The organism is Thermoactinomyces sp. CICC 10521, assembly GCF_016055135.1.
Taxonomy (GTDB): domain Bacteria; phylum Bacillota; class Bacilli; order Thermoactinomycetales; family Thermoactinomycetaceae; genus Thermoactinomyces_A; species Thermoactinomyces_A daqus.
In genome coordinates this window covers 123,868-137,164 of sequence record NZ_JAECVZ010000004.1, presented here as the reverse complement: position 1 = coordinate 137,164, position 13,297 = coordinate 123,868, and the positions used below count along the sequence as shown (strand labels likewise).

The following is a 13,297-nucleotide window of genomic DNA, read 5'->3' as shown; positions in this document are numbered from 1 at the left end:
GGTCCCCTTCCTTTATGCGCATAAATCATTCTCCCGCTTTATGTAACTTATTGACCCAGCGCTTTTTTGGCGGCAAGAACAGGTGCTTCGTAGTCAGGATGGTTGGTTGCTTCTTTTACGTATTCAACATAAACCACCTTGTCATTTTGGTCGACAACGAAAACAGCCCGGGTCAACAAGCGCAATTCTTTGATTGCCACCCCGTAGGCCGTGCCGAACGAAAGATCACGATGGTCGGAGAGCGTTTGCACATTTTCCACTCCGGCTGCACCGCACCAGCGTTTTTGTGCAAATGGAAGGTCAACGCTGACCGTAAGAACTTTCACTCCGTCCAATTTGGCGGCTTCTTCGTTAAAACGGCGGGTTTGCAGATCACAGACGCCTGTGTCCAGGGAAGGAACCACGCTGATGATGCGAACCTGCCCTTTGCTGTCCTCCAGGGTGACCGGAGAAAGATCATTCGCCAATACGGTGAAGTTCGGTGCTTGATCGCCCACTTTGAGCTCCGGGCCGATGAGGGTAACCGGGTTGCCTTTAAATGTCACGGCTCCATGACGTTCTACTGCCATCACAACCAGCCTCCTATTTCATGAATTCTTCTCTATCTTACCATGAGTTCCCTTTGAAGGGAAACAAGCCATTCCGATGAATTCTCCCCGGACGACGCCTGTCCGTTCACTTTTTTCCCGAAGCGGACACCGTTTCTCACTGGAGTGCTCATACATACACGATCAACCGCAAATGCTTGGTCAGCAATGTCTCAAGGATTAAATTCCATATGATTCCGAAGAGATTCACCTTCATTGACAAGAGCGATCTTTCGCATCGCTTCCCTTATTCACAAGATTGAAATAACCGCTTTCCTTCTTTATTATGAAAAGAGGATTTGGATCATTTCATAAAATATTTATTTTAAATTATATTACTCGATCCAAACATCCTCCCCTTACTTCATCAAATTTTAAATGGAGGCCATTCATGAATACGCTCGGTGAACTTTTGCGCAGTCGAACTTATTTGACTCCTAATCTTGAAGCAGTCGTCTCTGCCGGAAAACGAATCACTTATAAAGAATATGCTTCCCTCGTCAACCGCCTGGCGAATTTCCTGTTGCAGCGCAATGTGAGAAAAGGAGACAGAATCGCTTTTCTCTTGTCCAATGATTATCCTTTTCCCCTCATTTTCCTGGCTGCGGCAAAAATCGGTGCGATTGCCGTCCCGATCAACTGGCGGTTAAAGCCGGCCGAGATCGGATGGATTTTGCAGGACTCCGGGGCAAAATTGCTGTTTTTTGATCATGCGTTTCAGCAGGCAATCGCAGAGATCGGCAACCTGCCGGAACTGGAAGAAGCGATCCGCATATACCGGGATGAAAACCATGACTCCTTTGCCGACTTGCTTTCTTACTATCCCGACACGGAGCCAAACCTCCCGGTTGAGGAATATGACCCGGCCATAATCATCTATACCTCCGGGACGACCGGAAAACCAAAAGGCGTCGTCTGCTCGCACAAAAATATTTATGCCGCCGGACTTGCCAATATCAATACGCTGGATTTGCGATTGGCCGACCGTTTTCTGTTTGTCACGCCTCTGTTTCATATCAGCGGAATGATGTTTATTATCAATGCGATCATTCGCGGCATGACATTAATTCTGGCTCCCCAATTTAATCCGGTTCAGCTCTGGGATCTGGTCGAAGCCGAAAAAATCACCGGCATGATGTCCGTCCCGTCCATGCTGACTTATATGCTGGAAACAGCCAAAAGCTGCAACCGCGACACCACCTCGCTCAGGAGCATCGTCTGCGGCGGATCACTGGTGCCGCCCCATCTGATCAAGGGTATGTACGAATTGGGCTATTCCATCAATCAGGTTTACGGGGCAACGGAATTTACGGGTGCGATTACATACTGGATGCCCAACATGGGATTGGATAAATGCCATTCAGTGGGAAAAGGACTTTATTTAACGGAAATCAAGATTCTCGATCCTGTTACTGGCGAAGAACTGCCGCCGGGAGAGTACGGTGAAGTGGTTGTCCGCGGGGAACAGGTATTTCTCGGCTATTGGAAGAACAACGAGGAATCGCAAAAAGTGATTCATGGCGGCTGGTATTACACAAAAGATGTCGGCAAATTGGACGAAGACGGATTTTTGTATATCATCGATCGCCTGCGTGATATGATCATCTGCAGCGGTGAAAAAGTTTTTCCGGCCGAAGTGGAAAGCATCCTCATGCAGTTGGAGGAAATCAGCGATGTGGCCGTTGTCGGTGTGAAGCATCCGGTCTGGGGAGAATTGCCGCGCGCCTATGTTGTGTTAAAGGAAGGGGCCTTAATCACGGCGGACAAGATCCTCGCCCATGCGCGCAAACACCTGGCCGATTACAAGTTATATGACGTGGAGTTTATTGACGAGCTGCCGAAAAACAGCATGGGCAAAACATTGAAATACCTCTTGCGAAAATATGCCAATCAGGAATAAACAAACAGCCTGTGAGAAGCTGACTCACAGGCTGTCTTCTACCCCTCTCCGCCGCAGACAAACCCCGGACAGGAAGGATAAAATCGTGTGCATCGCCGTTTTTACCGAAACTCCGGCCACATCGCGAAACGGATCGAGGCAGACAAGATCAAGTGCTTTTACCTGTTCTTCCTTTCCCAACCGATGCACCGCTTCGAACATCTCCCATGAGAACATTCCGCCCGGGGAAGGGCCCGGAGATCCCGGCAGAAAGGAAAGATCCAGCACGTCGATATCCACGGTCACATAGATCAGATCAACCTTTTCCTTCAACCGGGAAACCGCCTCTTCCATAATTGCTGAAAGACCCCGGCTGCGCACTTCGCGCATGGTAAAAAAGACAATCCCCTGCTCATCGACATATCGCCGGTAAACCGCTGCGTTGGCAAAACCGTGAATGCCGATCTGCACAATGTTTTCCCCCTGAATCGTACCTGACTCGATCAATCCGCGAATCGGCGTGCCATTACTCGGCCCCCCGCTCTCCAGGCTCCGCACATCAAAATGGGTGTCAAACTGCAACAGCCCGATCTTTTTTCCCGAATGAAACTGCGCAAAAGATTTCACGGACGGGCAGGTAATCGAGTGATCCCCGCCCATGATCACCGGCAGAAAATCAGGAAAACGGGCAGTCGCCTCATAGACGTCTTTCATCCCTTGTTCAATGTGGCGGTGGCACAGCGAAATATCCGTCACATGCATGCGAATGTCGCCAAGATCCCGCACCTTAAGCGGAAACAGGTCTACATCGTGATCCACATCGTAGGTGGAAAAACTGCGCCAGCTCTGTCTGACGGCCATCGGCGCTTCACTGGCGGCAGAAGCGCTGATCGAGGAACGCGAAAGCGGAACCCCGATAAACCCTACATCCATTTCCTCTTTGCCATCCCACGGCAAAATCCAACCGCTCACCTTGGGATCAAAGGGATCGCTTCCACCCGTTTGATGGATGAACGGCGGCGGATTCAGATGGGCAGATCGCATCGTCTCCCTCCCTGCACAACCAATTCCCCTTTTTTAAAGACCGAATCAGTCAAATTCACTCCGTAGTGATAAGAAAGATGGGCGTAGTTCGGAGCATCCAGGATCAAAATATCCGCTTGTTTGCCCGGCTCAAGACTGCCGATCTCTCCCGCTTTGCCGATGGCGTGGGCGCTGTTGATCGTCGCAGCGGCAATCACTTCGGCCGGCGTCATCTTCATGTTTAAACAAGCCAGATTCATGATGACCGGCAGCGAAACCGTCGGTGATGAACCGGGATTAAAATCGGTGGAAAGCGCAACCGGCACACCCGCTTCCAGCATGTCGCGGGCCCGGGCACAGGGAGCCATCAGGAAAAAAGCGGTGCCCGGCAGCAGAACGGCGACGACCCCCGCTTCCGCCATGGCGCGAATCCCGCGATCGGAAACCTTCAGCAGATGGTCTGCGGAAATCGCTCCGATCCGCGCGGCCAATTCAGCGCCACCCATCGGTTCCAGCTCATCGGCATGCAATTTCGGCACCAATCCCCACCTTTTGGCCTCCGTTAAAATGCGTTCCGTTTGCTCAAGCGAAAAAACACCCTTCTCACAAAAAACATCACAAAACTCCGCCAAACCTTCCCCGGCAACACGGGGGATCATTTCCCCGATCACCAGGCGCACATATTCTTCGGGATCATGCTTATATTCCTCCGGAATCGCGTGGGCTCCCATAAAAGTGGAAACAACATCGACCGGATGTTCCTCATGAACCCGCCTGGCCACGCGCAATTGTTTCAACTCATCCTGCAGCGTCAGCCCGTAGCCGCTTTTTGCTTCAACCGTGGTGACACCGTGGAGCAAAAAGCGATCCAACCGCTTCAGTGTCTGTTCCGTCAGTTCCTCTTCCGTCGCGCTTCTCGTCATGGCCGTGGTGGCCAGAATGCCGCCTCCTGCTTGCAAAATTTCCAAATAGGTGCGGCCGTTTAACCTCATCTCCAGCTCATATTCCCTCGTTCCGGCAAAGACCAGATGCGTGTGGGGGTCGATCAATCCCGGCATCACCACTTTGCCGGCGGCATTCAGCACCCGGACCCCGTCAAGCCCGCCCCAGCGCAATCGGACCTCCCGCTCCACCTCTTCCCTGCTGCCAACCGCGAAAATCCGCTCATTTTCAATGGCCAGACTGCCCTGCTCTATGATGCCCAATTCGGACATCTGCTTGCCGCGCTTCGGCCGGTCGCTGGCCCCCTTCAAGGTGAGGAGCTGGCTCGCGCCGTGAATCAGCCATCGGTTCATCGTTCCTCACTCCATCATCGGAATCTGAATCCCGTGTTTTTTCGCTGTCCGGATCGCCCGTTCATAACCGGCGTCCACATGGCGGACAATGCCCATGCCCGGATCGGTGGTCAGCACCCGTTCCAGCCGTTTGCCCGCTTCCGGTGTTCCGTCGGCCACGATCACCATGCCTGCATGGATTGAATAACCCATTCCGACGCCCCCGCCATGATGCAGGGAAACCCAACTGGCTCCGCCGACGGCATTGATCATGGCGTTGAGCAGTGGCCAATCGGCAACGGCATCGCTGCCGTCTTTCATCCCTTCCGTCTCCCGGTTGGGCGAAGCGACCGATCCGCAATCGAGGTGATCACGCCCGATCACGATCGGTGCTTTAATCTCCCCTGAAGCGACCATTTCATTAATAATGCGCCCGAATTTTGCCCGTTCTCCGTATCCGAGCCAGCAAATGCGGGACGGCAGCCCCTGAAACTGCACTTTTTCCTGCGCCAGTTTGATCCAGCGCACCAGATGCTGATTGTCGGCAAATTCGCGCAGGATCACTTCATCCGTTTTATAAATGTCCTCGGGATCCCCCGACAGGGCAACCCAGCGGAAGGGCCCTTTGCCTTCACAGAACAGCGGACGGATGAAAGCCGGCACAAATCCGGGGAAGTTAAACGCTTCCTTCACCCCTTCCTCATAAGCCATTTGCCGGATATTATTACCGTAGTCGAAAGCGACAGCGCCGCGTTTTTGCATGTCCAGCATCGCCGTTACATGCTTGGCCATGCTCGCCTTGGCCGCCTTCACATACGCATCGGGATCGGTCTCTCGCAAGCGGTCCCCTTCTTCCAGAGTCATTCCTTCCGGGAGGTAGCCGTTTAACGGGTCATGCGCCGAAGTTTGATCCGTGACCAGATCAGGAATAAATCCGCGCCGGACCATCTCGGGAAGGATTTCAGCCGCATTGGCACACAATCCGATGGAGAGCGGACGCCCCTCGCGTTTTGCCGCTTGGGCCAATTGCAACGCTTCATCCAGCGAATCCGTTTTCATATCCAGATACCTGGTAGCCAAACGGCGCTCGATCCGTGCGGGGTCACATTCAACAGCGATGATCACTCCGCCGTTCATGGTCACCGCCAGCGGCTGAGCCCCGCCCATTCCGCCGAGTCCTGCCGTCACGGTGACGGTTCCCCGCAGCGAACCGCCAAAGTGTTGCCGGGCCGCTTCGGCAAATGTTTCATACGTTCCCTGTAAAATTCCTTGTGTTCCGATATAGATCCAGCTTCCCGCCGTCATCTGCCCGAACATGATCAACCCTTTTTGCTCCAGTTCGCGGAACGTCTCCCAGTTTGCCCAGGCCGGAACGAGATTGGAATTGGCCAACAGCACCCGCGGCGCATCCCGGTGCGTTCGGAACACCGCAACCGGTTTGCCGGATTGGACCAACAGCGTTTCATCATCTTCCAGTCTGGTCAGCGTATCCACAATCGCCGCAAATGCCTCCCAGTTGCGCGCCGCTTTGCCGATGCCGCCATAAACGACCAGATCCTGCGGCTTTTCGGCCACATCCGGATCAAGGTTGTTCATGAGCATTCGCAGTGCCGCTTCCTGAATCCATCCTTTGGCCGTCAGCTTCGTTCCCCGGGGTGCACGAATCACTTCCCGGCTCCAGTCACGCATAGCCCGTCCCCCTTCTGACATCGGTTTAGAACTTTCGGAACGATAAAGGCAAATGATATTTCACGACCGGCTAAATACCAAGGCGACAGATAAAAATAAAATTTTATAATTTAACAACTTCTTGTTTTTACATTAACATTGAATAAAAACAAGGAGCAAGCGACTGTATTAGTGATTTAGCGCAATGACGCAGACTCGAATGCAGGCCGGGTCATGCCTTTCTTTTCAGACCCCTTGTTTTTTGATATATTTCTTTGTGAACTCTGCTCGGAACCGTTGGAATTTCACTGGACGGAGATGAAATCATGAACATCAATCTCAGCCCCCGCGCCGCGGCCAAACTGCATCTGCTTCTTTATGAAGAAAAAAAATCCGGCGGCCATTCCCTGGCTGTTCGCATTATTCCGCTCACCACCGGTTGCAACAGCCTTTCGTTCGCCTTGGAAATAACCGAGGCTGACGCGCGCATGGAAACCGTTTCTGTCAACGGCGTCCCCTTTGTCTGGCGCGGCGATGAGCGGGAATGGCTGGACGGGGTCATCATCGACCTCAATCCGGAAAACGGGAAATTTTCCATCTTTCATCCACACCCGCCATCCATGCCGGAATGCCCTTTTGAATGAAGGTAAACAGAAGATCAATTTCTCCGCAAAAGGAAAGAGAAACCATGCAGTTTAAAAAGTGGATCTTATTCGCGACCGCCTTGATGGCGCTCCTGATCCTCCTCCCCGTAGCCGTATTCTGGAATTGCGTCTCGCGCTATGATGATGTCCAACCCGGAACGGGCCATTATCAGCTCGGTATTGTACTGGGTGCCGCACTGTGGGATGGCAAGCCAAGCCCCGCTTTAAAGGAGCGCTGCCAAACGGCCATCATGCTGTACCAACAAGGAAAAGTGGATTATCTTCTCTTATCCGGAGGACCGGAAGAGGAAGGAATAACGGAAGCGGAAAGCATGAAACAATTCCTGGTTGCCCACGGGGTTCCGGGCAGCCGGATCATTCTTGAAAAGCGATCGACCAACACCAAGGAAAACATGCAATACTCCGCCGCCATTCTGAAGCAGAAACCCTTTGCATCCATCACGGTCATCACACACGATTACCATATGTACCGCGCTTTGCAGTATGCCAAATGGTTCGGGATCAAGGCCGATCCTTCTCCCGTTCACTCGAAGGTTCTGTTCGTTCCCTATCACAAAGCGCGTGAATGCTTGGCGCTGGTCAAGCAACAATTGTTAAAAAAATAGCCGGATAATGCTGCCGGGGCGCAGGAAGTCACATTCCTCAAACACCCGGCCTTTCGGAGCATTGCTGCGATCATACTGGGTTTTTCGGCCTTTTTTCGTTACAATAATAAGGAATGTCATACAAAGAGAGGATGGAAACGGTGAATTTGGAAAAGGCAACCGAGGCCAATCTGGAATATCTCATCAATGAGATCAAAGCGAAGCTCAAGTTGGTCAATGCCGCTCTGATCAACCCAAACGATTTCAATCTCGGTCAATATGAGGAAATCCGTGAGATCTATGAGTTGATTGAAAAAAAGCAGGGAAAGCTGACCATGATGGAGATCGAAGGCATCCTGGAAGAACTGCGCGATCTGCGGCAAAAATAAGAGAAGGCAGCGGGCATAAAGCAGCGTCCCACTTCTTGCCCGCTGTCTTCTTGACAATCCATGACTTGTCTGCACAGCCACTTTCACCGCAAAAGTATGTACCCCGCTCCGCTAGTCAAAGTGTGCCGCCAGTTCTTTGGGGAGCGGAACGGATTTGCGCGCTTTCAGGTCGATGGTACAACATGTCACTTCCGCATCAGCCACCAGCTGGTTCTGCTCGTTATAGATTTCGTGCTTCAATACAAAACTGGTGCGCCCCTTGCGAATCGGCTCCGTGGAGATCGTCAGTTTCTGCCCCAGTTTCGCTTCTTTCCGATAGTTGATATTGATATTGACGGTAACGGTCCCCACTCCCATTTCCGTAAACACGTCAAAAGGCAATCCCGTACAGTTATACCAATCCTCACGGCTCCATTCCATGTATTCCAGATATTTTGCATTATTGACGTGCCCCATCACATCGATTTCCGTTGGCCGCACTTCAATCTGAATTGAGGTTTTCATCTTCTCCCTCCCCAGTTCACACATCGCTTTAATAAATATTTTTCCACCGGTCGGCAAAACACTCTTCTTTCAGCGTATCGATCATGTCTATCATTTCATTCCAGTATTGTTCATCTTTATAACAATGAAACTTCCTGGCAATGTACGCCTGATTCCATACAAAGGCACGGAAGGTCAGCGGATTTAACGGCAGCCCTTCCACCCCGTACTCTTCAATAAAACACTTAAAAAGCACCGGCTTGATCTGTTCAAACAATTCAGCCATAATTTCTGTTTTCTCTGTTGCAGATGTTGAATTCAAATAAATTTTAAACCGGGCTTTCGCCCAGGCGTGCAACACCCGCCGCGTTAAAAAATTGTTTTTATATTTCATCCACGCTTCTTCATCTTCGATCGTAACCGTCGGTTGATCTCCCAGAATTTGGCCCACAATCCGAAAAACGGCATGAAGCTGCCCGTTTGTCATATCACCCGGTTTTTCATGCTTAAGACTGACATTCATCTTTTTCAACGCCGGAATGATATCGCCCATTTTCATCAACCCATGCCTCCTTAAACACGCTGTCATCCCTGTGACAAACGCATTCTCCCCCATTCTCCTCATCACGATGATCGGTTGCAGCCACTTATAAAAGAGGGATTTAATCATTTCCATGTAACCCCTTAAAATTCCTTCAATTTAACGAAATTTAAAATAATAATTTTTGTTAAAATTTGCATGCTCCTGATAAAAGCTCTTTCGTCTTCTTGCAATAAAAAAGCACTGCGGTCATCATGCAAACTACACGACTATTATATTATGAATCGGAGGCAAATCAGACAGCAGAAAGATTATTTTTAAATTTCTGTCATATTTCCACAAAACAACCCCCCTTAATGCTCAAAAAGCGTTTTAAGGGGGGTTGCAAGAAATTATTTATTTACCATATGAATCGCATGTCCAAGAATGCCTTCCGCTGCTTCCATAATCGTTTCCGGCAAGGTCGGATGCGCGTGGATGGTGAGGGCCAGATCTTCGGCATTTGCTCCCATTTCCACGGCAAATACTGCTTCGCCGAGCAACGAGGAAACTTCCGGACCAACCATTTGTACACCCAGTACTTGTTTGGTTTCGGAATCAGCAACGATTTGTACAAAACCTTCGGCATGATTCATGGACAACGCGCGTCCGTTGGCTTGGAAGGCAAACCGGCTGACAACCGGGTTATAACCTTGTTCTTTCGCTTGCGCTTCGGTCAAGCCGGTATAGGCGATTTCAGGATCACTGAAGATAACAAACGGCATGGCCTGATAATCGATGACGCTGTTGAGCCCGGCAATCGCTTCGGCGGCAATTTTGCCTTCGTAGCTCGCTTTGTGGGCCAGCAGCGCACCGCCTGCGCAGTCACCGATGGCATAGATGTGTTCCACATTGGTGCGGCATTGGTTATCGATTTTGATAAATCCGCGCTCATCCAGTTCGACACCCGCATATTCCAGACCGAGCTCATCGGTGTTGGGTTTGCGGCCAACGGCAACAAGGCAATAGTCAGCGGTAAACGTTTGTTCTTCCCCGTTCACCTGCGCACGAACGACAACTTCATCGCCCGTGTTTTCGCCGCCTTGCACCATCGCTTCGGTAATGACGTTCACACCGGTTTTTTTCAATTTGCGGCTGACAACTTTGGTCAGCATCGGGTCGGTTCCCGGAAGGAGAGATTTGGTTCCTTCGAGAATGGTTACTTCCGCACCCAGTTTGGCATAAGCCGTCCCCAGTTCCAATCCGATATAACCGCCGCCGACCACGATCAGACGCTTCGGCACTTCTTGCAGATTGAGTGCTTCCGTCGAGGAGAGAATCCGTTTGCCGTCAAACGGCAGGATTTTCAGCTCAGCCGGACGGGAACCGGTCGCGATGATCACATCGTTGAATTTATAGGTTTGGCTGGAATCGTCGGTTACGACACGAACGGAATTGGGACCGCTGAAAAATGCTTCACCGCTTAAAATCTCCACTTTGTTTCCTTTGAGGAGCGATTTTACGCCGCCGGTCAGCTTTTTCACCACTCCGTTTTTCCATTCCATCAGTTTGGGCATATTGACGGTCACATCGCCGGAAACTTCGATCCCCATTTCGCCCGCTTCCTTGATCCCGGTATACCGTTCAGAAGCCGAGATGATCGCTTTGGAGGGAATACATCCGCGATTGAGACAAACGCCCCCGAGATTTCCTTTATCCACGATTGCAACGGAACGTCCCAATTGGGCGGCGCGAATGGCGGCCACATATCCGCCGGGGCCCGCGCCGATGACGAGAACATCTACTTCTTGAGCAAGATCTCCCACTACCATGTTATCACATCTCCATCATTAACAATTTCGGGCTTTCCAAGACTTGTTTCAAACGTCCGATAAACCGTGCAGCAACATCCCCGTCGATCAGGCGATGGTCAAAGCTCAAAGATACATGCAGGATGGAACGAACGGCAATTTCGCCATTGTGAACAACCGGTTTCTCTTTGATTGCCCCGATACCGAGAATCGCAACTTCAGGATAATTGATGATCGGTGTGAAGAATTCACCGCCAAAACCGCCGAGGCTGGAAATGGTGAAGGTGCTGCCTTTCAGTTCACTCGGATCCAGCTTCATTTCGCGGCCGCGTGCAGCCTTGTCGGCAATTTCTTTGGCCAGATCAAACATCGATTTGCGGTCGGCATCGCGAATGACAGGAACCATAAGGCCATTGTCCGTTGCCGTGGCCAAGCCGATATGATAGTAATGTTTGATCACAATCTCCTGTTTTTCATCGTCAATGGATGCATTCAGAGTCGGGAACTCACGCAGGGCGGCCACGACCGCTTTGATGAAGAACGGTAGATAAGTAAGTTTGATGTTGCGCTCTTGAGCAACGGATTTGCCCCATTTGCGCAATTCGATCAGTTCGGTTACATCGAATTCGTCCATCAGGGTAACATGCGGAGCCGTATGTTTGCTCTCGACCATGCGCGTGGCAATCGTGCGGCGAATGCCTTTGAGCGGAATCCGTTCCTCGTTTCCGGTCGTTTCGATCGGTGTTTTTTGTGCAGGTGCTGCCGCGGGCACTTCCGGAGCCGGTGCTTCCGTTTTTTGCTCTGTAGCCGGTTGAACCGCGCCTCCCTCGGCAAAGCGTTTGACGTCTTCGGCCAAAATCCGCCCGTTTTTGCCGGAACCTGTCACTTGTGTAATGTCAACACCCAGTTCACGCGCCAGTTTGCGAACGGACGGCATGGCGCTCACATTGCCGCGTTTGGCGGCAGGCGCTTCCGCTTGTGCTTCCTGTTTCGCTTCTGCCGGTTTTTCCTCTTTCGTTTCAACCGATTCTGCCGCTTGTTCCCCGGCAGCCTCTTCTTCTGCTACACCTTCGGCATCAATGACGGCGATGGTGGAATGAACCAAGGCGATCTCGCCTTCTTTTACTTTAATCTCTTTCACAACCCCTGTCACCGGGGAGGGAATTTCCACTACCGCCTTATCGGTTTGAACTTCGGCAAAAATATCGAATTCTTGAATCCGATCGCCTTCTTTGACATGCAACTTCACGATTTCGCCTTCGTGGATCCCTTCACCCACATCCGGCAACTTAAACTGATATGCTGCCACGATAGTTCCTCCTGTTCTAACTTCAGATCATCGGGCAAAAGGAGGCGGTGACCAAACCGGAAGTCACCGCGGATAGACTGTGTCCGCCCGAACTACACAGCCGTCATGGGAAGACAAATCATTAAAAATCAAGAACTTCGTAGATGCCTTTCACAACGCGGGAAGCATCCGGAATCCACTCTTCCTCAATCAGCGGGAAGGCGAGGACCGTATCCGGCGGAGCAACGCGTTTGACCGGTGCATCCAGTTTCAAAATGGCATTTTCATTAATTTGCGCAATCACTTCGGCAGCAATACCGGTACTGCGCGGAGCTTCCTGCACAACGATCGCGCGGCCGGTTTTTTCAACCGAGTTGATAATGGTTTCGGTATCGAGCGGGCTGAGCGTCCGCAGGTCGATTACTTCCACTTTGGCTCCTCTTTCTTTTTCCGCAATTTCAGCGGCTTTCAAAGAGGTGTGAACCATGGCGCCGTAGGTGATGATGGTCACATCGGAACCTTCGCGAACCACGTTTGCTTTCCCGATCGGAACAGTGTATTCTCCTTCCGGCACTTCATCCTTGAGAGAGAAATACAATTTCAGATGTTCGAGGAAGAAAACGGGATCGTTGTCACGAATGGCCGAAATCAGCAATCCTTTGGCATCATATGGATTGGACGGGCAAACGACTTTCAATCCCGGTGTTTGCGTGAGATAACCTTCCAAGCTGTCCCCGTGAAGTTCCGGTGGTTTCACCCCGGCACCAAACGGAGCGCGGAATACGATCGGTGCTTGGTAACGGCCGCCGGAACGGTAACGCATCCGCGGAGCTTGGACACAGATGGAATCCATCGCTTCAAAAATAAAACCGATGAATTGGATTTCCGCAACAGGACGGAATCCCTGGGTAGCCAAACCGATGGCCAAACCGCCGATTCCAGACTCAGCCAAAGGAGTGTCAAACACACGGTCTTCCCCGAACTCTTTGGCCAAGCCGTCGGTAACGCGGAACACACCCCCGTTAACCCCTACGTCTTCACCGAATACGAGCACGTTCGGATCCCGTTTTAATTCCACGCGCAGGGCATCGTTGATTGCTTTTACCATTGTCATCTTTGGCATGGT

13 protein-coding genes are annotated in these 13,297 nt (G+C 51.4%); 4 read left to right on the top strand and 9 right to left on the bottom strand.

Annotation, left to right across the window (positions count from 1 at the left end):
- Window positions 1-47 precede the first annotated feature (47 nt).
- Window positions 48-569, bottom strand: coding sequence for a thiol peroxidase (gene tpx / locus I8U17_RS04955; protein ID WP_033100126.1), 522 nt, complete (start codon window positions 567-569; stop codon window positions 48-50).
- Window positions 570-978: 409 nt separating this feature from the next.
- Between tpx and I8U17_RS04950 the strand changes: the two genes are divergently transcribed.
- A complete protein-coding gene (locus I8U17_RS04950; protein ID WP_198055883.1) occupies window positions 979-2,487 on the top strand; it encodes a class I adenylate-forming enzyme family protein in 1,509 nt (502 codons plus the stop codon).
- Window positions 2,488-2,511: 24 nt separating this feature from the next.
- Here the strand turns inward: I8U17_RS04950 and I8U17_RS04945 are convergent, their stop codons facing one another.
- The 3 genes from I8U17_RS04945 to hutU are packed head-to-tail and all read right to left on the bottom strand — an operon-like array spanning window position 2,512 to window position 6,452.
- Window positions 2,512-3,510: an agmatinase family protein gene (locus tag I8U17_RS04945; protein WP_198059111.1), complete on the bottom strand. Its 999-nt coding sequence runs from the start codon at window positions 3,508-3,510 to the stop codon at window positions 2,512-2,514.
- Window positions 3,492-4,784 (bottom strand): imidazolonepropionase, encoded by a 1,293-nt coding sequence (hutI, locus tag I8U17_RS04940; protein ID WP_198059110.1) that lies wholly within the window; start codon window positions 4,782-4,784, stop codon window positions 3,492-3,494. The genes I8U17_RS04945 and hutI overlap by 19 nt, the downstream gene beginning before the upstream one ends.
- Window positions 4,785-4,790: 6 nt before the next feature.
- Window positions 4,791-6,452, bottom strand: coding sequence for a urocanate hydratase (gene hutU, locus I8U17_RS04935; RefSeq protein ID WP_198059109.1), 1,662 nt, complete (start codon window positions 6,450-6,452; stop codon window positions 4,791-4,793).
- A gap of 305 nt (window positions 6,453-6,757) precedes the next feature.
- Here hutU and I8U17_RS04930 point away from each other — a divergent pair, with 305 nt between their 5' ends.
- The 3 genes from I8U17_RS04930 (at window position 6,758) to I8U17_RS04920 (ending at window position 8,069) form a co-directional block, all read left to right on the top strand.
- Window positions 6,758-7,075 carry an iron-sulfur cluster biosynthesis family protein gene (locus tag I8U17_RS04930; protein WP_052154035.1) on the top strand — a complete coding sequence of 106 codons (318 nt, stop codon included), beginning with the start codon at window positions 6,758-6,760 and terminating at the stop codon, window positions 7,073-7,075.
- Between the two features lie 44 nt (window positions 7,076-7,119).
- The gene (locus tag I8U17_RS04925; protein ID WP_198055879.1) at window positions 7,120-7,701 is read left to right on the top strand and encodes a YdcF family protein; all 582 of its coding nucleotides are present in this window, start codon (window positions 7,120-7,122) and stop codon (window positions 7,699-7,701) included.
- A gap of 140 nt (window positions 7,702-7,841) precedes the next feature.
- Window positions 7,842-8,069, top strand: coding sequence for a DUF1128 domain-containing protein (locus I8U17_RS04920; protein WP_160173818.1), 228 nt, complete (start codon window positions 7,842-7,844; stop codon window positions 8,067-8,069).
- A 111-nt stretch (window positions 8,070-8,180) separates the two neighbouring features.
- Here the strand turns inward: I8U17_RS04920 and I8U17_RS04915 are convergent, their stop codons facing one another.
- The 5 genes from I8U17_RS04915 to I8U17_RS04895 all read right to left on the bottom strand — a co-directional run bounded on the left by I8U17_RS04915 (window position 8,181) and on the right by I8U17_RS04895 (window position 13,294).
- Window positions 8,181-8,573: an acyl-CoA thioesterase gene (locus I8U17_RS04915; RefSeq protein ID WP_198059108.1), complete on the bottom strand. Its 393-nt coding sequence runs from the start codon at window positions 8,571-8,573 to the stop codon at window positions 8,181-8,183.
- Window positions 8,574-8,601: 28 nt separating this feature from the next.
- The gene (locus I8U17_RS04910) at window positions 8,602-9,222 is read right to left on the bottom strand and encodes a hypothetical protein (protein WP_198059107.1); all 621 of its coding nucleotides are present in this window, start codon (window positions 9,220-9,222) and stop codon (window positions 8,602-8,604) included.
- 263 nt (window positions 9,223-9,485) lie between these two features.
- Window positions 9,486-10,904: a dihydrolipoyl dehydrogenase gene (gene lpdA / locus I8U17_RS04905; protein ID WP_198059106.1), complete on the bottom strand. Its 1,419-nt coding sequence runs from the start codon at window positions 10,902-10,904 to the stop codon at window positions 9,486-9,488.
- A 4-nt stretch (window positions 10,905-10,908) separates the two neighbouring features.
- Complete coding sequence (locus I8U17_RS04900) at window positions 10,909-12,192, bottom strand: dihydrolipoamide acetyltransferase family protein (protein WP_033100117.1); 1,284 nt, start codon at window positions 12,190-12,192, stop codon at window positions 10,909-10,911.
- A 121-nt stretch (window positions 12,193-12,313) separates the two neighbouring features.
- The gene (locus tag I8U17_RS04895; protein ID WP_033100116.1) at window positions 12,314-13,294 is read right to left on the bottom strand and encodes an alpha-ketoacid dehydrogenase subunit beta; all 981 of its coding nucleotides are present in this window, start codon (window positions 13,292-13,294) and stop codon (window positions 12,314-12,316) included.
- Window positions 13,295-13,297 lie beyond the last annotated feature (3 nt).